The organism is Aestuariivirga sp., from assembly GCF_965227715.1.
GTDB lineage: Bacteria > Pseudomonadota > Alphaproteobacteria > Rhizobiales > Aestuariivirgaceae > Aestuariivirga.
This window is the reverse complement of the sequence record NZ_OZ245771.1, coordinates 82,353-103,170: the sequence shown is the minus strand read 5'-3', so window position 1 is coordinate 103,170 and position 20,818 is coordinate 82,353. Positions and strand designations below refer to the sequence as shown.

Annotated in this window: 15 protein-coding genes; 8 read left to right on the top strand and 7 right to left on the bottom strand. The window is 62.5% G+C overall.

Annotation, left to right across the window (positions count from 1 at the left end; genetic code table 11):
- Window positions 1-5: 5 nt before the first annotated feature.
- Window positions 6-3,884 (bottom strand): AsmA family protein, encoded by a 3,879-nt coding sequence (locus ACO06F_RS00430; RefSeq protein ID WP_421694736.1) that lies wholly within the window; start codon window positions 3,882-3,884, stop codon window positions 6-8.
- Entirely contained in the window at window positions 3,884-5,275 is a 1,392-nt protein-coding gene (locus tag ACO06F_RS00425; RefSeq protein WP_421694735.1) for an FAD-binding oxidoreductase, read from the bottom strand. The genes ACO06F_RS00430 and ACO06F_RS00425 overlap by 1 nt, the downstream gene beginning before the upstream one ends.
- Before the next feature lie 35 nt (window positions 5,276-5,310).
- On the opposite strand from ACO06F_RS00425, the gene ACO06F_RS00420 reads away from it, so the two are divergent.
- From ACO06F_RS00420 to ACO06F_RS00410, 3 genes are all read left to right on the top strand, one after another.
- The gene (locus ACO06F_RS00420; RefSeq protein ID WP_421694734.1) at window positions 5,311-5,796 is read left to right on the top strand and encodes a thioesterase family protein; all 486 of its coding nucleotides are present in this window, start codon (window positions 5,311-5,313) and stop codon (window positions 5,794-5,796) included.
- Window positions 5,797-5,883: 87 nt separating this feature from the next.
- On the top strand, window positions 5,884-6,081 hold the full coding sequence (locus tag ACO06F_RS00415) for a hypothetical protein (RefSeq protein ID WP_421694733.1): 198 nt from the start codon (window positions 5,884-5,886) through the stop codon (window positions 6,079-6,081).
- A 58-nt stretch (window positions 6,082-6,139) separates the two neighbouring features.
- Window positions 6,140-8,491: an ATP-dependent helicase gene (locus ACO06F_RS00410; RefSeq protein WP_421694732.1), complete on the top strand. Its 2,352-nt coding sequence runs from the start codon at window positions 6,140-6,142 to the stop codon at window positions 8,489-8,491.
- Between the two features lie 28 nt (window positions 8,492-8,519).
- Here ACO06F_RS00410 and ACO06F_RS00405 read toward each other — a convergent pair whose 3' ends face one another.
- On the bottom strand, window positions 8,520-9,911 hold the full coding sequence (locus ACO06F_RS00405) for a DHA2 family efflux MFS transporter permease subunit (RefSeq protein WP_421694731.1): 1,392 nt from the start codon (window positions 9,909-9,911) through the stop codon (window positions 8,520-8,522).
- Between the two features lie 280 nt (window positions 9,912-10,191).
- On the opposite strand from ACO06F_RS00405, the gene ACO06F_RS00400 reads away from it, so the two are divergent.
- The 3 genes from ACO06F_RS00400 (at window position 10,192) to ACO06F_RS00390 (ending at window position 13,740) form a co-directional block, all read left to right on the top strand.
- A complete protein-coding gene (locus ACO06F_RS00400) occupies window positions 10,192-12,003 on the top strand; it encodes an ABC transporter ATP-binding protein (RefSeq protein ID WP_421696591.1) in 1,812 nt (603 codons plus the stop codon).
- 67 nt (window positions 12,004-12,070) lie between these two features.
- Window positions 12,071-12,730, top strand: coding sequence for an OmpA family protein (locus ACO06F_RS00395; RefSeq protein WP_421694730.1), 660 nt, complete (start codon window positions 12,071-12,073; stop codon window positions 12,728-12,730).
- Window positions 12,731-12,789: 59 nt separating this feature from the next.
- On the top strand, window positions 12,790-13,740 hold the full coding sequence (locus tag ACO06F_RS00390; protein WP_421694729.1) for a 50S ribosomal protein L11 methyltransferase: 951 nt from the start codon (window positions 12,790-12,792) through the stop codon (window positions 13,738-13,740).
- 7 nt (window positions 13,741-13,747) lie between these two features.
- Here the strand turns inward: ACO06F_RS00390 and ACO06F_RS00385 are convergent, their stop codons facing one another.
- Window positions 13,748-13,942: a DUF1127 domain-containing protein gene (locus ACO06F_RS00385; RefSeq protein ID WP_421694728.1), complete on the bottom strand. Its 195-nt coding sequence runs from the start codon at window positions 13,940-13,942 to the stop codon at window positions 13,748-13,750.
- A gap of 439 nt (window positions 13,943-14,381) precedes the next feature.
- The gene (locus tag ACO06F_RS00380; protein WP_421694727.1) at window positions 14,382-14,591 is read right to left on the bottom strand and encodes a cold-shock protein; all 210 of its coding nucleotides are present in this window, start codon (window positions 14,589-14,591) and stop codon (window positions 14,382-14,384) included.
- Between the two features lie 262 nt (window positions 14,592-14,853).
- Between ACO06F_RS00380 and ACO06F_RS00375 the strand changes: the two genes are divergently transcribed.
- A complete protein-coding gene (locus tag ACO06F_RS00375; protein WP_421694726.1) occupies window positions 14,854-16,362 on the top strand; it encodes a bifunctional metallophosphatase/5'-nucleotidase in 1,509 nt (502 codons plus the stop codon).
- On the opposite strand, the gene ACO06F_RS00370 is transcribed toward ACO06F_RS00375, so the two are convergent.
- Window positions 16,352-17,749, bottom strand: a complete 1,398-nt coding sequence (locus tag ACO06F_RS00370) for a hypothetical protein (RefSeq protein WP_421694725.1) — start codon at window positions 17,747-17,749, stop codon at window positions 16,352-16,354. The two genes, ACO06F_RS00375 and ACO06F_RS00370, sit on opposite strands and share 11 nt — an antisense overlap.
- A 109-nt stretch (window positions 17,750-17,858) precedes the next feature.
- On the opposite strand from ACO06F_RS00370, the gene ACO06F_RS00365 reads away from it, so the two are divergent.
- Window positions 17,859-19,646, top strand: coding sequence for an aminopeptidase P family protein (locus ACO06F_RS00365; protein ID WP_421694724.1), 1,788 nt, complete (start codon window positions 17,859-17,861; stop codon window positions 19,644-19,646).
- 24 nt (window positions 19,647-19,670) lie between these two features.
- On the opposite strand, the gene ACO06F_RS00360 is transcribed toward ACO06F_RS00365, so the two are convergent.
- Entirely contained in the window at window positions 19,671-20,714 is a 1,044-nt protein-coding gene (locus tag ACO06F_RS00360) for a hypothetical protein (protein WP_421694723.1), read from the bottom strand.
- Window positions 20,715-20,818: the final 104 nt, after the last annotated feature.

The window sequence follows — 20,818 nt, the reverse complement described above, 5'->3', positions numbered from 1 at the left end:
GCCGCCTACTGTGAGGGCGGGCTGCCGGGCGGGGCCGAGATGATGACCGGTGCGCCACGCGGGTTGGCGAGGATGACGGGAGCGATGGGCTTCGACGTCGCGCGGAGCTGTTTGGGCTTGGGGCGTGACTGAGCGGGCTTGGGCGGTGGCACAGGAGGCTGCGGAGCCGACACCTGTTCCACGGGTTGCGCCTTCACCTCCTGGACTTCGGCGGCGGGCTTTGGCTGATCTGCCTCCGTCAGCCGCGCTTGCCGGCGCCAGGTGCGGAGCTCGCGCAGGCGCTGGCGGATCTCTGCCTTGTTCATTTCCGCATTGGCAGCGCGCTCGGCCTCGATCCGGCGGCGCAGCCGGTCTGCCTCGATCACTGCCATCTCGGCATGGACCTTCAGTTCGCGCTTGCGCAGGAGGATTTCGTCACGCTGGGCGTAATAGGCCTGAAGCCGGGCTTCATCCTCGATGCGCTGCTGCTCCTCGAGCTTGGCGAGCCTTGCCTGCTCCTGCTGCAGCCGTTCGAGCTCGGTGATGCCTTCCTGCATGATGGTGACACCCAGCGACGTGGCGAGCTCCGAATTATTCTCGGAACGGGCGAGCGCCATGGGTGGGCCTGCATAGGCCACACTCATCGGCGGCAGCTTCTCCCGGGCCTTGAGCGCCAGGCCCACGTCCATGTCGATCCCGCTTTGTGCCAGGTCGACAACAGTCCTCACCGTGATATCCGCATCGCCATCGGCATGGGTGAGGGGCGAGAAGACCATTTCGCCGCCATTGAGCGCGACGGTGCCCGACACATCGCCGAAATCGACCCCCTGCCCGCCGCGCATCGCATCAAAAGCCTGGGTGACGCCGGCGGAATCCCTGGCGCTCGCGAGAGCGGAGGTGAAGGCTGCCGGTGTGACGCCCGTCAGATGGAAATCTTCGAGCGCATATTTTCCTTCGCCGCGCGCGGCGGAAAGCGCTGCGGCGGGGCTGCGGCCTTCGCTGTCGAAGCGGAGGTCAATTTCGCCTTCACCCGATGCGACTTGTGCGCCACCCACGAGCGCCAGCTGATGCGCAAGATCAACGGGCAGCCGGAGGCTTCCGGAAATCTTGCGGCTCTCGTCCGAACCGGTGGAGCCGAGATCGATCCGCACGTCGCGGCCATCCTCATCCTTGCCGGCAACGGCGAGGCGGATCTCGCCATCCTTCACCTCGATGCCGATCTCCGCGCTCTTCGCCAGGAAGTGCGGGTGAACCTGAAGGCCCGACGGCGTGATCCACAGCTGGCCGGTGAGGCCGAAGGGAAGCGACCGGGCAAAGCCTGCATCGAGCCCCGGCTCAGGCCCCGACCAGTCGATCAGGGCGGCGGCCATCACATCGCGCAGCACCACCGTGCCCGTCTTCAAGCGGCCGTCCAGCACCAAGCCGGGCGTCAGGCTGGCCTCGCCGCTGAGGGGCTGGCCGGCGAAGCGGCCGGCGATGGTGGAGAGCGTCCATTTGCCGTCGGCCCAGACGAGCGGTGAATCGAGCACCACCACGCCGCCGCCGCCCGATGCCACCGGAACCCCGGCGGCACCAATGAGGGGTGCCGTGTCGGTTGCCCGGAGCGACAGCTGGCCGTTCAGGCCAAAGCCTTCCGCAAAGGGATCAGCCGCGCCTTGATAATCGAGCCTTGCATCCAGCACCTGCAGCGTGGCGCTGGCGGTGAAGCCGCCCTTCACATCGCCCTCGGCATCAATCGAAATGCTCCCGGGAATCGCGTCCTGCTCCATCATCGTCAGCCCCAGAAGCGAGACGATGCGTGATGAAGTGGGAGCTGAAATCTTGGCCGAGCCCGACATCTTCATGTCGGGCTCCACTGCACCGCGGAGAGACAGCGTGAGATCACCCGCCGTGCCGCCTGCATTGAGCTTGATGCTGGAGCCGCCTGCGCCGGGCTTGACCGCAAGATCGGCGCGCAGCGCCGTCTGGCCGAGGCCGCGCGCCCAGGGCGGAAGCCCGTCGCTGGCGGCGAGCCCGAGGAGCCTGATCAGCTCATCCGGATTATCGGCCTTCACCTCGAGGCTGACGGAGCCATCTGCCCCCTTGCCATTGTCGAGCACGAGGCCCGAGGCAGTGAGGCTGGCACCGCCCACGGCTCCAATGTCGAGCGCGCGCAAGTCGAGACCGTTGGCGCCCGACTGCAGATCGACCGCCACATTCTGAGCGGTGACGGCATTGAGCTTGAGCTCACCGAATTTCACCTTGAGGCGCAGGTCCGGCACTTCGCCCTGCGGCAGCGCGAAGGCGATGATGCCGCCCACACCCTCGCGCGCTGCATCCGAGAAGGCAGGGATTCCCTGCGGCGCGTAGGAATCGAGATCGAAATGCGCCGTTTCAAGCGCGAGATCAACCGCCCCGCCACCGGCCGAAGTGACGGAGAGCGCGCCTGTGCCGCGTTCGCCGTCCAATTCGAATTCAGTGCCCGTGAGCCGGAGCCGGGAGGGCGTGAGGCTCAGGCCCGACTGCATCTTGAGGCGTCCACGGCTGCCGGTCCACAAGGGACCCAGCGTGGCGCGCCCGCTGCGCCACATCCACATGGCAAGTTCGCGCAGGTCGCTGGTTTCGAGTGCCAGATCGCCTGCCAGCTCACCACCGCCCGGTGCTGGAAAATAATTGCCGGTGAACAGCACCTGCGAGCGGCCGGGAAGCCCGGATGAAAGCCGGTTGATGCGCAGCCGCTCACGATCCGCCTCGATGGCGAGGACGGCATTGTCGAAGGTCTGGCCATCGGATTTGAGCGCCGTCACCTTGGCGCTGCCGGTGAGGCTCATGTCAGAGGGCAGCAGCGACAGGAGACTGTCAATCAGCGCGAGGCTCCCCGCCTGGCGCAGCAGGTCCCGCGATTTGGCACCTGCCAGCTCATCGAGGTCCAGCATGGAGGCGGACAGATCGAACTCCGCATCGATCTGCTTTCCGAGGCGGATCGTGGCGGAGCCGGTGGCGAGCGCCCCACCCTCATTCTTCTGTTCACGCGAGACCTGGATATCGCTGAGGGCGACACTCTCAAAATTGCCCTTGGCCTTGGCGGAGAAGATCAGCGGGCGGATGCGGCCTTCGGCATCGCCCTTGCCTTCGTCATTCTGCGCAGGCTCCACCAGCACGCCGCCCTCGGCGGTGCCCTGGTTGTAGGTGCCGTCGAAACTATAGACGTAGCCGGACTTGTCCGCCGCCCCCACCTTCACGCCGAACAGGAAGGGCTGACCTTCGGCATAGGTTGCGGTGTTGACGGCGATGTCGAGCGGACGGTCATTGTAGAGCGCGCGCGACCGGATGCGCCAGGGCCCGGTCACGCCGGGCGAGGCCAGATCGGCGGTCACGTCATCGAGCGTCACCGTTTCGCCGCGCCGCCTGTCCCTAAAATTGAGCGTGCCTCCGGTCAGGGTGATCTTGTCCAGCTTGACGCGGGAGAGAACGTCGCTGCGCGTCAGATCCGCCGAGGGCTGGAACGCCCAATTTCCACCGCCCGCCGCCAGGCGTTCGAAATTGATGGTGGGTTCTTCCACCTCGATGCTCTCGACATCGATGCCGCCCTGCAAAAGCCCGCCCAGTGACATACGGACGATGATGCGGGAGGCCGCGGCGAATTCTTTCTCCGCCAGTTCCGGCGGGTTGGCGATGGTCACGTTCTCCGCCGTCAGCCGCGGCCAGGGGAAGAGCCGGGCAGAAATGGCGCCCTCGATCCGCACCTCGCGGCCCGTCAGCTTCTTGCCATAGGCTTCGAGATCGGCGCGGTAGCCGTTCCAGTCCACGATGAAGGGCGCAAGCAGCAGGGCTGCGACGGCCACCACCAGGAGGACGCCGAAATAGAGGACGGGGGATTTCCAGACTTTCATCGCCCCCGGCTGATGCAGCTTCTTTGCGACCATCAGATGGCAGCGTTCTTTCCGGGGTTCATGATGTTCTTGGGGTCCAGCGCGCGCTTGATGTCCCGCATGAAGGAGAGCGCCGGGCCATGTTCCTTCTCGAGATAGCCGCGCTTGCCCGCCCCGATGCCATGCTCGCCCGTGCAGGTGCCGCCCATCTCGATGGCGCGGTCGATCATCCGCCCATACACCTGCTTCACCCGGGCATATTCCGCCACATCCGAACGGTCGCAATACAGCACCACGTGGAAATTGCCGTCGCCCACATGGCCGACGATGGGGCCATAGAGATTGTTGGCCGCGAGATCCGCCTGGGTTTCGGTGACGCAATCCGCCAGCCGCGAGATCGGCACGCAGACGTCTGTCGCAAAGGACTCCTTCCCCGGCATCAGGGATTTGGTGGCCCAGAAGGCATCATGCCGGGCCTGCCAGAGTTTCTGGCGGTCCTCTTCCTTGGTGGCGATCGCATAAGGCCCGCCGCCCAACTCTTCTGCGATGGCCGCAAAATTATCCGCCTGTTCATGGGCGGAGGCCTCCGTGCCGTGGAATTCGAGGAACAGGGTGGGCGTTACCTTGAGATCGAGCTTCGAATAGGAATTGAACGCCTTGACGTGCTCGGCATCTACAAGCTCGATGCGGGCCACGGGAATTCCCATCTGAATGGCCGTGATGGTGGCCTTGCAGCAGGCCTCAACCGAGGGGAAGGGGCAAACGGCGGAGACGATCGCTTCCGGAATGCCATAGAGCTTGAGCGCCACTTCGGTGATGACGCCAAGCGTGCCCTCGGAACCCACGAGAAGGCGGGTGAGATCATAGCCCGCCGAGGATTTCCGGGCGCGGCTGCCGGTGCGGATTACCTCGCCATTGGCCATGACGGCAGTGACGTTCAGGACATTCTCGCGCATCGTGCCATAGCGCACAGCATTGGTGCCCGAAGCCCTTGTCGCCGTCATGCCGCCCAGACTTGCATCCGCCCCGGGGTCGACGGGGAAGAACAGCCCCTGGTCCCGCAAATACGCGTTCAGCTGCTTGCGCGTGACGCCCGCCTCCACCCGGCAATCGAGATCTGCGGCGTTCACCTCCAGCACCTTGTTCATGCCCGAGAGATCGATCGAGATGCCGCCGAAGGGGGCGGAAAAGTGCCCCTCGAGCGAGGTGCCGGTGCCATAGGCGATAACCGGTGTGCCGAACTTGGCGCAGGCCTGCACGATGCGCTGCACCTCCGCCGTGCTCTGTGCAAAAGCCACGGCATCAGGGGGAGCACCTGGGTTCCAGGTCTGGTCCTTGCCGTGCTGCTCGCGCACGGCGGGTGCGGTGGACAGACGGTCGCCGAGCCACGCTTGCAGCTCGGCAATCGTCTGTATTGTGCTGTTCTTGGTCGCCGGAGTATCCATGGACCAAAGAATAACCAGAAACCGGAGTTTTTGCGATGGGTTATCCTGCCCCTTTCGTGGGCGGCCTGCTGAAGGTCGAAGATCAGTGGATCGACTACAACGGCCACTTCAACATGGCCTATTACAACGTGCTGTTCGACCGGGCGGGCGATGAGGCCTTTGCCGCCGTGGGGCTGGGCGCGGATTATGTGAAGGAGCGGAACGCCTCCTTCTTCACGCTCGAATGCCACAACACCTATGTGCGGGAACTCCATGCGGGTGATTCGGTGAGGGTCGACACACAGTTTCTGGATTGTGACGCCAAGCGCGTGCATTACGTGCAGCAGATGTTCCACGCCCAAGAAGGCTGGCTCTCCTGCGTGACTGAGATCATCGTCATGCATATTGACATGAACCTCAAGAAATCAGCGCCTTTTCCGGCAGATGTGATGGAAAAGATCGAAGCCATGCGTGAAGCCCACCGGCCGCTTCCCGTGCCGCCGCAGGTGGGGCACCGGATCGGCATTCCCAAAAAGGCCTGACCTCTCCAAAACGTCATACTCGCGCAACATTGCCGGCGCATTAGACCTCCATACCGTGCAGAACTTGAAACGGAGGAGGCGAAAAACATGAACAACGGTCTGAACCTGTTCGCGGAAGCGCTTGTATTCGTTCACGGAACAGCCGCCGAATCGGAAGCGGCCCGGCATGCGCTGCTGTGTGAGAAAATGGGTGACCTTGAAACCGCGGCGACGTGGCGTCACTTGCAGGGGGCGGTGCGCCAGGTGAAGAAGAATCCCTTCTGCCCTGAGCGCCGCGCTGCCTGAGGTTTCGCATTTCGTTCTCCTGCTTGCTATATAGGTCCGGTGGATTCGGACTTTTGAGATGAGCAGCAAGAATTTCGACCTCGATGATTTCGGCGATGAAGAGCCCGCCCCAGCCATAAAGCCGGGCGGCCTTGCCTCGCGCGCCATGGCGCAAGGGGAGGCACCCTATTTGAAGGGCCTCAACCCGGAACAGCGCGCGGCCGTCGAAATCACCGATGGGCCGCTTCTCGTGCTCGCAGGTGCGGGCACCGGCAAGACGCGGGTGCTAACGACCAGGCTTGCCCATATTCTGGCGACCGGCAAGGCATGGCCGGGGCAGCTTTTGGCTGTGACCTTCACCAACAAGGCGGCGCGCGAAATGCGGGACCGGATCGGCGCGCTCATCGGCGGTGCCGTCGAAGGCATGACGTGGCTCGGCACCTTCCACTCGATCGGCGTCAAGATCCTCCGCAACCACGCTGAGCTTGCCGGGCTGCGCTCAGGCTTTTCGATTCTCGACACGGATGACCAGATCCGCCTTCTGAAGCAATTGCTGGAAGCGCATGACATTGACGAGAAGCGCTGGCCCGCGCGCCAGCTCGCCTCCCTGATCGACGGCTGGAAAAACCGGGGCCTCACGCCGGACCGCATCCCCAACGGAGAAGCCGGAAGCTTCGCCAATGGCCTGGGCGGGCAGCTTTACCGCGAATACCAGCAGCGGCTGAAGGTGGTGAACGCGGCCGATTTCGGCGACCTGCTGCTGGAAGTCTTACGCATCTTCCAGGAACACCCGGATGTGCTGAAGGACTATCAGCGGCGCTTCAAATACATGCTGGTGGACGAATATCAGGACACCAACGTGGCGCAATACCTGTGGCTCCGGCTTCTCGCCCAGGGCCACAAGAACATCTGCTGCGTGGGCGATGACGACCAGTCGATCTATGGCTGGCGGGGAGCCGAGGTTGACAACATCCTGCGCTTCGAGAAGGATTTTCCCGGCGCGAAGGTGATCAGGCTCGAGCGCAATTACCGCTCGACGCCGCAGATATTGGGCGCAGCCTCCGGCCTCATCGCAAAGAACGAGAGCAGGCTGGGCAAGACCCTTCACACCGACCGCGACGATGGCGAGACGGTGATCGTCCGCGCCCATTGGGATGGCGATGAGGAAGCGCGCGTCATCGGCGAGGACATCGAGAACCTGCAGCGGAAGGGCGAGCGGCTCAACGACATGGCGATTCTGGTGCGCGCCTCCTTCCAGATGCGCGCCTTTGAAGACCGTTTCATCACGCTGGGCGTGCCTTACCGCGTGATCGGCGGCCCGCGCTTTTATGAGCGCGCGGAAGTGCGCGATGCGCTGGCCTATCTGAAAATCATTGCCGCACCTGACAATGACCTGGCCTTCGAGCGCATCATCAACACGCCGAAGCGGGGCATTGGCGACACATCCGTCAAACGCATGCATGCCATTGCGCGGTCACAGGGGATTTCGCTCTACCGCGCCGCGGATGCGATGTCCCTGACGGACGAGCTGCCCGCGAAGACACGCGGCGCCCTGCGCAAGCTGATCGACAGTTTCGGGCGCTGGCGGCAGATGGCGGAAGGTCTTCCGCACACGGAGCTCGCCGAAATCGTGCTCGATGAATCGGGCTACACAGAGATGTGGCAGAACGACAAGAGCCCCGAGGCGCAAGGCCGCCTCGACAACCTCAAGGAACTCGTGCGCTCCATGGGCGATTTCGAGAATCTGGGCGGCTTTCTTGAACACATTGCGCTCGTGATGGACGTCGAGCAATCGGCCGAGGAAGACAAGGTCAACATCATGACCATGCATGGCGCCAAGGGCCTGGAATTCGGCACGGTGTTCCTGCCCGGCTGGGAAGAAGGCCTGTTCCCCAGCCAGCGCTCGCTTGACGAAAAAGGCCGCGCGGGGCTGGAGGAAGAGCGCCGCCTCGCCTATGTGGGCATTACCCGCGCCAAGCGCCGGGCGTGGATTTCCTTCGCGCAGAACCGCCGGGTCCATAATCTCTGGCAGAACGCCCTGCCCTCGCGCTTCATCGATGAATTGCCGGAGGGCCATGTGGAAGTGGCGCCGATGGCGACGAGCTATGGCGGCTTTGGCCTCGGCGGCTATGGCAAGAGCCGCTTCGACGACCAGACCCAGCCCTTCGGCAACACTTATTCAACGCCGGGCTGGCAACGCGCGCAGGCCCGGTGGAGCGAAGGCAAGGCCACACGCTCCACGCCCCATTTCATCGAAGGCGAAATGGCAGCCCGCGGCGGCGACCCTGTCAAATACGCCAAGGACGAACGGGTTTTTCACGAGAAGTTCGGCTATGGCGTGGTGCGCGCGGTAGAAGGCAACAAGCTGACCATCGATTTCGACAAGGCGGGCGAAAAGCGGGTGATCGACAGCTTCGTAACCAGGGGCTGAAAAGCCCACGCGCGGCTATTCGTCCTGCTCAGGCCGCGGCCTTCTTCCCGCTCACACTCGCCCCCGCGCCCGGTGACAGCACCAGGAATTCCCAGCAGGCGCTGATAGAGCAGGCGGCGACGACCAGGAAGGCGATGGTGAAGTCCTGGGGCGTCAGTGCCATTTCACCGCGATACCATTGCGCGGCTTCCAGAACGAAAGCGGCCAGCACCACGCCCATGGAAAGCGAGAGCTGCTGCACCACCGTATAGAGGCTGGTGGCATAGCTCGCCTGGGCGTGATCGACATCCGAATAGGACATGGCGTTGAGCGCCGTGAATTGCAGCGAGCGCAGGAAGCCGCCCACGAACAGCAGCGTTATGGCGATCAGATAGGGCGTGGAGGCCGAGAGAAAACCCATGACCGATATGGAGGCGCTGGCGAGAAGGCCGTTCACCAGCAGCAGGCGGCGGAAACCGAAGCGTCGGATCAGGCGCGCCGCGCCGAGTTTCATCGAAATCGCACCTGCTGCCGCCACGAAGGTGATGAGGCCGGATTGCAAGGCGCTCATGCCATAGGCCAGCTGGAACATCAGCGGCAGAAGGAAGGGCACCGCGCCCACACCGATGCGGAACAGGCTGCCGCCGACGACGCCGGCGCGAAACGTCTCGATCCTGAGGAGGGTCAGATCGAGAATGGGATTGGGCGTTCTGAGCGCGTGGCGGATGTAAAACCCCACCAGCACTGCGCCAAAGAGCACGAGAAACGTCGGGCTCCAGCCCGGCAGCAGGTCGCGCCCCATCACGGTGAGGCCGAAGATGAAGGATGAGAGACCTAGGCCGGACAATAGGAAGCCCGTGGTGTCGAGCGGCGGCACACGATCAACCCTGGTGCTGGGCATCAGGGCGCTGGCCAGCACGATGGCAAGGATGCCAAAGGGCAGGTTCATCCAGAAGATCCAGCGCCAGCCGATCGTGTCCGTGATCAAGCCGCCAACGGGTGGGCCGACGAGCGGCCCGATCAAGGCTGGAATGGTGAGCCAGGCGAGCGCATCCACCAGCTCTGACTTCGGCACCGTGCGCAGCAGGATGATGCGCCCGACGGGCACCATCATGGCGCCACCGATCCCCTGTAAGCCCCGCGCCGCAACGAGGCCTCCCAGCGATGTGGCCATGCCACAGGCGAGCGAGCCGATGGTGAACACCGCAATCGCCACCCGGAACACGTTCCGGGCGCCGAACCGGTCCGCCATCCAGCCGCTGATCGGAATGAACACCGTGAGGCTCAGGAGATAGGTGGTGAAGGCCAGCTTCATCACGATCGGATCCGTGCCCAAATCCCGCGCGATGGCGGGGAGTGCTGTCGCGATCACCGTCGAATCCATGTTCTCCATGAAGAGGGCGGACGCGATGATGAGGGGGATCAATCGGGAGGTTGTCATTTGCAAAGCCCTCAATATCACGAGGGCCTCTCCGGTTTCATGCGGATTGTGCAGAGGTGAGCCGGAAAAAGGCTGTGTTCCACCCTGCCCCGCCGCCCCTTTCCGGCCCGATTTTTAGGGTCTATAAGCCGGTTCATCCTTCAACCTGGCCGGAACACGCGCCAGCGGGCAATTTGCGCGCGCCGCCCACGCCTGGCGCGCCTGGAGTTTTTTCGTGATCGATCGTTTTTTCACCTGGCTCGAAACGCTGGTTGAGCCGTTTCCGCCCGAGCAGCCCGAGATGCCCCCCAAGGGCTTCCTGGCTTTCTGCTGGCATTACACCAAGCCCTTCTGGCCCATTTTGCTGGCTGCCACGCTGCTCTCCGCGGTGATTGCTTTTCTCGAGGTCTATCTCTTCGCCTTCCTCGGCCATCTGGTGGACCTGCTGACGGGCGCCAACCGCGCGACCTTCTGGCAGGACAACGGTTCGACGCTGTTGTTCATGGGCGCTGTCGCCCTGATCCTGCTTCCGTTTCTCAACTTCTTTTCCGAGGCTCTCTCCCACCAGGGCTTGCGCGGCAATTACGCCATGCGCATCCGCTGGGTGGCGCACCGCTATGTGCTGCGCCAGTCCATGGATTTCTTCACCAATGATTTCGCGGGCCGCGTTGCCACCAAGGTGATGCAGACAGCACTTGGCGTGCGCGACGCGGTGATGAAGTTCACCGAGGTGCTGGTCTATGTGGCGGTCTATTTCATCGGCGCGCTGATTCTTGTGGCAACCGCCGACCGCTGGCTGATGATCCCGCTCCTGATCTGGCTTGCGGGCTATGCGGCGGCCTGCTGGTACTTCGTGCCGAAGCTCGGCAAGCTCTCGATGGACCAGGCCGACATGCGCTCCCTCGTCACCGGCCGCGTGGTGGACAGCTATACCAACATCCCGACCGTCAAGCTCTTCGCCCACGCCGACCGCGAGGACAGCTATGCGCGCGAGGGCATGGGCTGGATGCTCGACACGGTCAACCGCTCCATGCGCATGTCAACGCTGATGACGACGGCGCTGCAGCTTCTCTCCGGCATCCTGATCTTCACCATGTCCGCCATGGCGATCTGGCTCTGGCACCAGGGCCAGATCTCGACCGGCGCCATCGCCTTCGCCGTGGGCCTTACTCTGAGGCTCAAGGCCATGTCGCAATGGATCATCTGGGAAGTGGCCGGATTGTTCGAGAATATCGGCGTCATCCAGGACGGGATTGAGACCATCGCACGCGACCGGTCCATCAAGGATGCCGAAGACGCAAAACCGCTGGTGGTGATGGAAGGGGCGATCCGCTTCGACCATGTGACCTTCAACTATGGCAAGCCCATCAGCGCGAAGGACCGGCCGGTCCTCGAAGACCTCTGCCTCACCATCAAGCCGGGCGAGAAGGTGGGCCTCGTCGGGCGCTCGGGCGCTGGCAAGTCGACGCTGACCAATCTGCTGCTGCGATTCTACGATCTCGAGAAAGGCCGCATCCTGATCGACGGTCAGGACATCTCGCATGTCACGCAGGATTCGCTGCGCGCCGCGATTGGCGTTGTCACGCAGGACACCTCCCTGCTCCATCGCTCGGTGACGGATAATATCCGTTACGGCAGGCCCGATGCGACCATGGCGGACATCGAGGCTGCGGCACGCAAGGCCCATGCGGATGAATTCATCGCCTCATTGATGGATCCGCAGGGCCGGCGCGGATACGAGGCGCATGTTGGTGAACGCGGCGTCAAGCTTTCCGGCGGGCAGCGCCAGAGGATCGCCATCACCCGCGTGCTGCTGAAAAACGCGCCGATCCTGGTTTTGGACGAAGCGACGAGTGCCCTTGATTCGGAAGTCGAACAGGCGATCCAGGAAAATCTCTATTCCCTGATGGAGGGAAAGACGGTGATCGCCGTGGCCCACCGGCTTTCAACGATTGCTGCGATGGATCGCCTCGTCATCATGGACAAGGGTGTCGTGGTGGAAGATGGAACGCACCGCCAGCTTCTCGAAAAGGGCGGGCTTTATGCCTCGCTCTGGCAGCGCCAGTCCGGCGGATTTCTGCTGGAAGACGAGAACCTCGAAGCGGCCGAATAAACCGTCCCTTTACCTTATTGCCGCCATATCCGCATGGGGATTGGGCGCAAGATGCAACGGGATAAACATGCTTCGCAAATTCGCTGCCGTGGCGGCATCCGCCACCTTCCTCGCCGCCTGTTCGACTGACCCCTATACCGGTGAACAGAAGATCTCCAACACCGCCATTGGCGCCGGAACCGGCGCGCTTCTCGGCACCGCAGCAGGCCTGGTGATCGGCAAGACGACAAGCGCCTCCACGCGCAAATCCATGCTTGTGGGCGCAGGCCTGGGCGCGCTCGCCGGCGGCGGCGTTGGCCTCTACATGGACAATCAGGAATCGAAATTGCGTGAGCGGCTGCGCGGCACGGGCGTTTCGGTCACGCGCGTGGGCGATGACATCATCCTCAACATGCCCTCGAACATCACCTTCGATACTGACCAGTCCGCCATCAAGCCGCGCTTCTATGACACGCTGAATTCGGTGGCGATCGTGCTGAACGAGTTCAACCGCACCCTTGTGGACGTGACAGGCCACACCGATTCGACCGGAACCCCCGCCCATAACCAGCGCCTCTCCGAAGCGCGCGCGGGTTCGGTTGCCGATTATCTGATCGCCCAGGGCAACAACCCCAACCGCTTCCAGGCGATCGGCATGGGCCAGGACGACCCGATTGCCACGAACGCCACCCCGGAAGGCCGCGCCCAGAACCGCCGGGTTGAAATCAAGATCGTGCCATTGACGTGAATAAGCGGCGCGTGAAAGGGCATCTTCTTTCGCGCGCCAAAATCTTCTAAACGCCCTTCATGACCGAAGCCCGCTTTACACTCACCATTCCTGCCCTTACCCACGATGCCGCGAATGAGCTTGCCTCCGCCATGGAAGAGAGTTTCGTGGTCGATCCGCTTGCCATCACCATCAATGAGACAGATGAGGCTCGCGGGCTGTGGGAGGTTTCCCTCTATTTCGCGAGCGAGGAGGACGCGGAAGACGCACGCGGCATCAGCGCTTTGTCCAAGGGCGTGATCGCGCCCATGCCACAGCAGGATTGGGTGCGGCAATCCCTCGAGGGCCTCGCCCCCGTGAGCGCGGGCCGGTTCTTCCTCCATGGCTCGCATGACCGGCACCGGCGGCGGCCGGGGGGCATCGCGCTGGAAATTGACGCTGGGACTGCCTTTGGCACCGGCCACCACGGCACGACGGAAGGGTGCCTGATGGCGCTTGACCGGATACTGAAGCGCCGGAGCCCCCGCACCATTCTGGATGTGGGCTGCGGCACGGGCGTTCTCGCCATAGCCGCTGCCAAGGCCACGGGCCGCCCTGCCCTCGCCAGCGACATAGACCGCGAGGCCGTGCGGGTGACGCTCGGCAATGCGGCATTGAATGGCGTGAAGCCGCTGGTCTCGAGCTTTGTGGCCGCAGGCCTCAGCCACCCGCGGATTGCCGCGGCCGCGCCTTACGACCTGATCTTCGCCAATATTCTCGCAAGGCCACTGGTTGCGCTCTCAACTGGCCTGTCCCGGGCGTTGGCGCCAGGGGGAGAACTCATTCTTTCCGGCCTGACGCTGGAGCAGATTCGCTGGATCGAAGCCACTTACGAAAGCCGTGGCCTGGCGCTGGAAGCCCGGATCTGCAGGGGAAACTGGGCGAGCCTGGTGTTCACCAGGCCCAAAAAGCGAAAGCGCCCGGGAGGGAGGACACCCGGGCGCTTCAGCTTCGCCAGCCCACGCGGAGCCGGCTGGGAGTTGGACGTCTAGTTTCGGCTTAGTTGCCCCAGACCATCTTGGTGATTTCGGAACGCTTCATGCCGATGTCGGCCAGAAGCCGGTCATCAAGCTGGGCGAGCTGGCGCTCGGCGCGGCTGCGCGCGAGGTAGCTCTTTACGCGGCCGACAAGGCCCGTGCCCATGCTGAAACCTTCGTTGCGGACGGCTTCGCGGCCGTAAGTGATCGTCGACATATTCATTCTCCTGCTCATCTCTCAAAACCCTGCCCGATCAGCGGGCATTTGCGATTTTTCGAGGGTGTTATTTGTGCACTGCACTGTTGCTCTGCCATATAGTGCGCAGTTGCAATACGATCCAGACACAGCTTTGCGTCTCAATCATGCATCAAACGCATAGCTCTAAATCCGCAACAAACCCCACGAAGACCTCTGATACGCAGCTTGTCTAATGCCGGATTACGACGCTTTTATTGCGAGAAGTGCCTTATTTCGGCCGAAGAAATTAATCGGCGTTAACCAGTCTGAATCGCACTCTCAAGCGTCGCTTTTGAGCAATTTGCATGACCTGAGTGCATGGATAGCTTCTGCTCAAATTGTGCACTGCAGCAAAACCAAGACAAAGAAAATGCCCGGCCTTTCGACCGGGCATGAAGGGGAGTCCGCAGGCAGTGGATCAGGCGGCGGTGAGGTTCCCTGCGGAGCTGCGGCCAGTGCGCTTGTCCGTCACCACCTCGAAGGACAGCTTCTGCCCTTCCTGCAGCGTGCGGAAGCCTGCACGCTCCACGGCGGAGATATGCACGAAAATGTCCGTGCTGCCATTGTCGGGCTGGATGAAACCATAGCCCTTCTGCTCGTTGAACCACTTCACGGTGCCCGTATTCATGGGGGTCGTCCTTACGTTGGAATGTCTGCTTCGGCGGCGGCGTGGTGACTGATGTCACGCCAGGACCAGTCTCTCGAGAAGTGGAGGAGTCTTGCGTGCGCGTCCCGGCGGGTAGCGAAGCCGCCAATCGTCCGGCCCAGTTTTCGATGAGGAATATATGTCGGAGTTGGCCTAGAGTTGCAAGGTGAATTACAGTTGCAGGCTCGAGCGGCCCCGCCGGTTAACTGGAATAAATTCTGAAAACCGCTTTACGGAGAAAGCCATGCATTCCCTCAGCCGCAGCCTGATTGCAGCACTGCTCCTGTCCGCAACTTTCATCATGCCTGCGGGTGCCGAAACCACCCGCCTCACCTTCCTGCTGACCAATGACATCTACCGCATCGATAATGATGGCCCGCGCGGAGGCTTTGCGCGCCTCAATGCCGTGGTGAAGGCCGAACGTGCAAAAGGCGGCAATGTGATCTACGCCCATGCAGGCGACCTGATCTCTCCGTCGCTGCTCTCCGGCCTCGATCAGGGCGAGCACACCATCGCCCTCACCAACCTGGCGCCGCCCGACATCTTCACGCCGGGCAACCATGAATATGACTTTGGCGAAGCCGTGTTCCTGAAGCGCATGGCCGAAGCCAAGTTTCCGGTCTTTGCCGCCAACCTCCGCACAGCCGGAGGCCTGCCCGTGGATGGCATCAAGGACACCGAACTCCGTACCATTGGTGGCCTGAAAATCGGCTTCGTCGGTCTCACCGCGGATGACGCGCAGGAGAAGTCCAGCCCCGGCCCCGGCCTCGTCTTTGCTGACACATTCGAAACGGCGCTGGCCCGCGCCAAGGATCTGAAGGCCGAAGGGGCAGACCTCATCGTGGCCGTGGCGCATGCCGACCGCGAGGTGGACATGAAGCTCTATCAGAGTGGCGACTTCGACATCATCCTCTCGGGTGACGATCATGACCTCGCCCTTCTTTTTGACGGCAACACGGTGCTGGCGGAATCCATGACCGAGGCGAATTACGTGACCGCAATCGACGTGACGGTCGACGTCGAGGAGAAGGACGGCAAGCGGAGCATTGCCTGGTGGCCGGACTTCCGCGTGATTGACACGGCAACCGTCACCCCCGATCCGGAAACGCAGGCGCAAATAGACGCCTATAATGCCGAACTCGATAAGGATCTGAACGTCGCCATTGGCACCACCACGGAGCCGCTCGACAGCCGCAAGGGCACGGTCAGAATGCGTGAGGCCGCCATCGGCAATCTGATCACCGATGCAATCCGCGCCACAACGGGTGCTGATGCCGCGATCCTCAATGGCGGTGGCATCCGCGGCAACACGCAGTATGCGGCAGGTGCCGAGATTACCCGCCGTGACATCCTCACCGAACTCCCCTTCGGAAACCGCACGGTGAAGCTTGAGGTGACTGGTGCCACCATCAAATCCGCACTCGAGAATGGCGTGAGTGACGCCGCCAACGCCGCCGGCCGCTTCCCGCAAGTCTCAGGCCTCATCTTCACCGCGGACCTCACCCAGCCGCCAGGCCAGCGCGTGAGCGCGGTGACAGTCGGCGGCCGGCCCCTCGACCTCACCGCCACTTACACCCTCGCCACCAACGACTATATGGCAAAGGGCGGCGACGGCTACACCGCCCTCGTCACGGCCAAACCCCTCCTCGGCGCCCGCGACGGCAAGCTGATGGCCAATGACGTGATGGTCTACATCACCAAGCAGAAAACGGTGGCACCCAAGGTCGAGGGGCGGATCATCCTCAGGATGTGAGGGGATCGGGCGCAGTCAACTTGCTCTGCCGGTGGCTGACTTCGATGATCATCAGCGTTTGGGACAATTCATCAAGCCGTAGCGACAGTGCCTCGCAGTTGGCGGGATCCAGATTCGCGTCCCACTCGTCCAGCAGCAACACGTGATGCGTCTCGCGCGGCAGGGCAAGCGTCCTGCGAAGCTCACGCAGTTTGCGCTGCCCTGTCGAAAGCCGCGCCGAAATGACCGGAAAGAGAAAGGCTTGAGCGGGCAGATAGATCGCCTGCTCGCCGAACACGCTCTTGAGCAAGAGCATAACCGATGTCTTGCCCGAACCGTTGGGGCCCGTGATGGCAAAGCGGCCAGCGCCGCGGCAGAGCGCAGCCAGGTCTTCCACACTGGTAAACGGCTGTTCCTGCCACTGCCCGTTTTCTTTCCGTTTCAGATGAAGCTTGCGCAGGTCGATCCGGCCCGCAAGATCCACTTCCCTTTCGATGAGAGCGTTGTTCAGCCAGGCAACCCTGCCCTTGAGCGCCAAGTAATCGGTGAGATTGGAAACAAGGCCCGAGATATCGAGGAGTGTCTCGGTGAGGCGCGGCAGAACAACGGCGAGCGCAATCATGCCGCTGGCGCTCATTGATTGTAACGCAATGAGAATGACAATTGAGGCGGGGGCCCATATGCAGATGGCCTGAAGCAGATCAAATGACCGGAAGGCATTGGCGGCGGTCAATGCAAGCCTGCCATTGACCCGCCAGCGCCTGGCAAAAATCTTCCTGTAGTCGGTCATGACCGCGGCATCGCCCAGGCTGTTCGCCAGCCATCCGTCTGGCAGGGCACTGATGAACTTATTGTAGGACTTCTCCAGCGCGGCGGCCACGCGCACCTGCCAGGGTCCCAGCTTCCAGATGATCAACCCGCAGAGAGCCGCACTCACGAGATAGGCAAACACGAAATCTCTGAGCACGAAGACAGAAATGAAAGTTACCGAGAGCAGAGATGAGAACAGAAGCGATGCGCTTCCATTTGCAAAGAAAAAACAATCTTCCAGAAGCTGCTGGCCACTGGCCGAAACGATCGTGGCGAAGGATTTTTCTGCTTCCCGGCTGCTGGCTAGTGGAATTCTGCGGAATGTCCGGCGATAGACTGCCTCATAGAAGGCGCGCCGCGCTCCGACCAGCCACAACACGCGCAGCAGAGCGGCCACATAGGTGATCGGGTTTGGCAAAAAGTAGAGCACAAGAAAAGTCACGATGGCGCGTGCCGCCTCTTCTGGCGCCGGATTGTTCGCCATTACTTGCGACAGATAGACCGGTGCTGCGCTGTAGCAGAGCTGGAACAGAAATACGCACAGGAGCGACAAAGCCGCGGCCCCTCTGATTCTCGCTAGGCCGAGCACCGTGAACATGCTGAATCCTCACGCTCAATTCGGAAGATTTGTAGCTTATGGTTGAAATTTCCGCTAGGGAAGTGATCCCGCTCTTGTCGCCCCGCCGGACGCAGGCTAATTCACTCAGATGTCTCAATCCCTCTCCCATCGCAGCCGTGTCGCCCTTCTCCGGGCCGAGCTGAAGCGCCGTAAACTCACTGGATTTTTCGTTCCGCGGGCCGATGAATTTCAGGGCGAATATGTCCCGGCCTATGCCGAGCGGTTGCGCTGGCTGACGAATTTCCGCGGCAGCGCGGGGATTGCGATCGTGACGTTGAAGAAGGCGGCGATCTTTGTGGATGGGCGCTATGTGATCCAGGTGCGCCAGCAGGTGGATGAGAAGATTTTCGCACCCTTTCATCTGATGGAGCAGCCGCCCGCCGCCTGGATCGGCAAGAACCTCAAAGCGGGTGACCGGCTTGGTTTCGACCCATGGCTCGTCACCGCCGACCAGGCCCAGCGTCTGCGTGCGGCCTGCGAGGGGGTGGGGGCGGAATTCGTGGCACTGGAGTCGAACCCGATCGATGCCGTCTGGGCGGACCAGCCACGGCGGCCCTCAGCCGCTCTTGCAACGCAGCCCACGCAATTTGCGGGGCGGACGGCGGCGGAGAAGCTGAAGGACATCCGGGCGGCACTTGGCAGCAATGATGCGGTTGTGCTCACGCAGCCGGATTCGGTTTCCTGGCTCTTTAACCTGCGCGGCTTCGATGTTCCGCACACGCCGGTGGTCGCGGCCTATGTCATCCTTCCGCGCAAGGGCAAGGCGCAGATCTTCATCGCGAAGGAGAAGATCACCGAAGAGGTGGCGGCACATCTGAAGCCCATCGCCGATATTCGTCCGTCCAAGGAGATTGAAGCTGCGCTCAAGGCACTGGGCAAGGCGAAATCAAAGGTTCTGATCGATGCGTCTGCAACGCCGGAGCGCATCCGCGAGGTGCTGCACCGCGCCAAGGCGCAAGTGGCCCTTGGTGCCGATCCTGTGTCCCTTCCCAAGGCACGCAAGAACAAGGCCGAGCAGCAGGGCGCGCGCAATGCCCAGGCGCGTGACGGTGTGGCGGTCACGCGCTTCCTGTGCTGGCTGGAGCACACCGACCCCTCAAGCGCCCTGACCGAGCTCTCTGTCGCGGCCAAGCTTCAGGAGTTCCGGGAAGAGACGGGCGAGTTGAAGGACCTCTCCTTCGAGACAATCTCCGCCGCGGGTCCTCATGCGGCAATTCCGCATTACCATGTGGAGGAGGAGTCGAACGCCAGCCTCGGCCAGGATGAAATCTACCTGGTCGATTCCGGCGCGCAATATATTGACGGGACGACGGACATCACGCGCACGGTGATCATCGGCACCCCCACGCCTGAGATGAAAGACCGCTTCACGCGCGTTCTGAAAGGCATGATAGGACTTTCGCGCATCCGCTTTCCGAAAGGCACCTGCGGCTCCCAGCTCGATGTTCTGGCTAGGCAGCATCTGTGGGCAGCGGGGCTCGACTTCGACCACGGCACGGGCCACGGGGTTGGCGCCTATCTTTCTGTGCATGAAGGCCCTGCCCGCATCAACAAGTCGGACCGCACGGCGCTCGAGCCAGGCATGATCCTCTCGAACGAGCCTGGTTACTATAAGGAGGGCGAATACGGCATCCGCATCGAAAATCTGGTGATGGTGCAGGAGGCAAAGCCGCTGGACGGCGGAGACCGTCCGATGCTCGGCTTCGAAACGCTGACGCTTGCCCCCATCGACCGGCGCCTGATTGCCTCGATGCTTCTTTCAGACGATGAACGTGCCTGGCTCAACACCTATCACGCCCGGGTGCTGAAGGAGGTGGGAGACCATCTCGAAGGTGAAGAGCTGGCCTGGCTCAAGCGGGCCTGCGCGCCGGTGTGAAGGATGACCTACTGGGCTGGACGTTCAGGCGGCCGCCTGCGCTGCGGATCTGCCAGGAACACCGGCAGCCAGGGCCTTGAGTAACGGCTCCCAAACATCGCCTCTGGCGATCTCGTCTTCACACCATTGCGTGGCCGCGATCGTCTCCAGCCACGGGCCGCGTTCGAACAGCGTCGGATCGAGCGCGCATTCGAGCGCATGGTCGGTCACCTCCCACGCGAAGCTTGCAGGCGAGATAGAGATGGCCGGAATGCCGGCAATCAGCGCATCAACCGCTGCGCCGGACGAATAAGTGACGACGGACCAGGCGCCCGCCAGGCTGGCGGTGAGCGGCCGGGAAATATCATCGATCTCCACACCGATCGCGGAGAGCTTCCCGGGCAGCCCGTTCGCCGCGAAATCCGCCGCCAGCGGATGGGGCCGCACGATGATGGGCCGATCCGTCAGGCTGCGAAGCTGCCTGCAGCTGTTCAGTACCCACTGGTTGATGTCTGTGCCACGAAGAGAGGCATCCCCCGGCACCTGGCCGATGACGAGGATGTGCTGACCTGTCTTCCGGTATGGGCTGACGTCAGGCAGGCCAAGCTTCCGGGAGAGTGACTGCCAGCGTCCAGCGCAGAAGGGACCCAGAGCCAGCCCGCCGTCATCCGGGAAGCCGCCGAAGCCGATTCTGTAATGCGCAAATCTGTCCGTGTTGGCCTTGGCCTGCGGGAACAGCATTTTGGTCCACGGCGCGGCATCGGGAAAGATCTTGCTGATGAGCTTGGGCCTCTCCCGCAAGGGTTGGACCCGGCGCCCTATCACTGGCGCCTCCACCACGACGAGCCCCCCTCGGTGCTGTTCGAAAACGCCATGGCGGAGCTTCTGGCGTGTGGCAGAGGCCTTGCTTTCCCCCCGTTTCTGCTTCGGCAATCCCCAGACGACGGCGACCTCGCATTCACTGTAATCGAAGCCCTCGACAATCTCGCAGTCATGTCCCTTTCTTTGCGCGGATTTTCCCAACAGCTGAAGGATGCGGCGGCGATTGAAGCTGGTTGACGCAAAAACCTTGATCTTGCCCACGGACATTCCCCGACGCTCCCCTGTAGTAACAGCGAAAACAGCTGCTGAAACACGGATAGCGTGCAGCGGAAATGACGTGCAAGCTGAAAGGGTCGCGTCAACGGATGATA

Bases quoted from the DNA above. Each gene is read 5' to 3' on its own strand.
- ACO06F_RS00430 (WP_421694736.1), bottom strand. From the start codon at position 3,884: ATGGTCGCAAAGAAGCTGCATCAGCCGGGGGCGATGAAAGTCTGGAAA.
- ACO06F_RS00425 (WP_421694735.1), bottom strand. From the start codon at position 5,275: ATGGATACTCCGGCGACCAAGAACAGCACAATACAGACGATTGCCGAG.
- ACO06F_RS00420 (WP_421694734.1), top strand. From the start codon at position 5,311: ATGGGTTATCCTGCCCCTTTCGTGGGCGGCCTGCTGAAGGTCGAAGAT.
- ACO06F_RS00415 (WP_421694733.1), top strand. From the start codon at position 5,884: ATGAACAACGGTCTGAACCTGTTCGCGGAAGCGCTTGTATTCGTTCAC.
- ACO06F_RS00410 (WP_421694732.1), top strand. From the start codon at position 6,140: ATGAGCAGCAAGAATTTCGACCTCGATGATTTCGGCGATGAAGAGCCC.
- ACO06F_RS00405 (WP_421694731.1), bottom strand. From the start codon at position 9,911: ATGACAACCTCCCGATTGATCCCCCTCATCATCGCGTCCGCCCTCTTC.
- ACO06F_RS00400 (WP_421696591.1), top strand. From the start codon at position 10,192: ATGCCCCCCAAGGGCTTCCTGGCTTTCTGCTGGCATTACACCAAGCCC.
- ACO06F_RS00395 (WP_421694730.1), top strand. From the start codon at position 12,071: ATGCTTCGCAAATTCGCTGCCGTGGCGGCATCCGCCACCTTCCTCGCC.
- ACO06F_RS00390 (WP_421694729.1), top strand. From the start codon at position 12,790: ATGACCGAAGCCCGCTTTACACTCACCATTCCTGCCCTTACCCACGAT.
- ACO06F_RS00385 (WP_421694728.1), bottom strand. From the start codon at position 13,942: ATGTCGACGATCACTTACGGCCGCGAAGCCGTCCGCAACGAAGGTTTC.
- ACO06F_RS00380 (WP_421694727.1), bottom strand. From the start codon at position 14,591: ATGAATACGGGCACCGTGAAGTGGTTCAACGAGCAGAAGGGCTATGGT.
- ACO06F_RS00375 (WP_421694726.1), top strand. From the start codon at position 14,854: ATGCATTCCCTCAGCCGCAGCCTGATTGCAGCACTGCTCCTGTCCGCA.
- ACO06F_RS00370 (WP_421694725.1), bottom strand. From the start codon at position 17,749: ATGTTCACGGTGCTCGGCCTAGCGAGAATCAGAGGGGCCGCGGCTTTG.
- ACO06F_RS00365 (WP_421694724.1), top strand. From the start codon at position 17,859: ATGTCTCAATCCCTCTCCCATCGCAGCCGTGTCGCCCTTCTCCGGGCC.
- ACO06F_RS00360 (WP_421694723.1), bottom strand. From the start codon at position 20,714: ATGTCCGTGGGCAAGATCAAGGTTTTTGCGTCAACCAGCTTCAATCGC.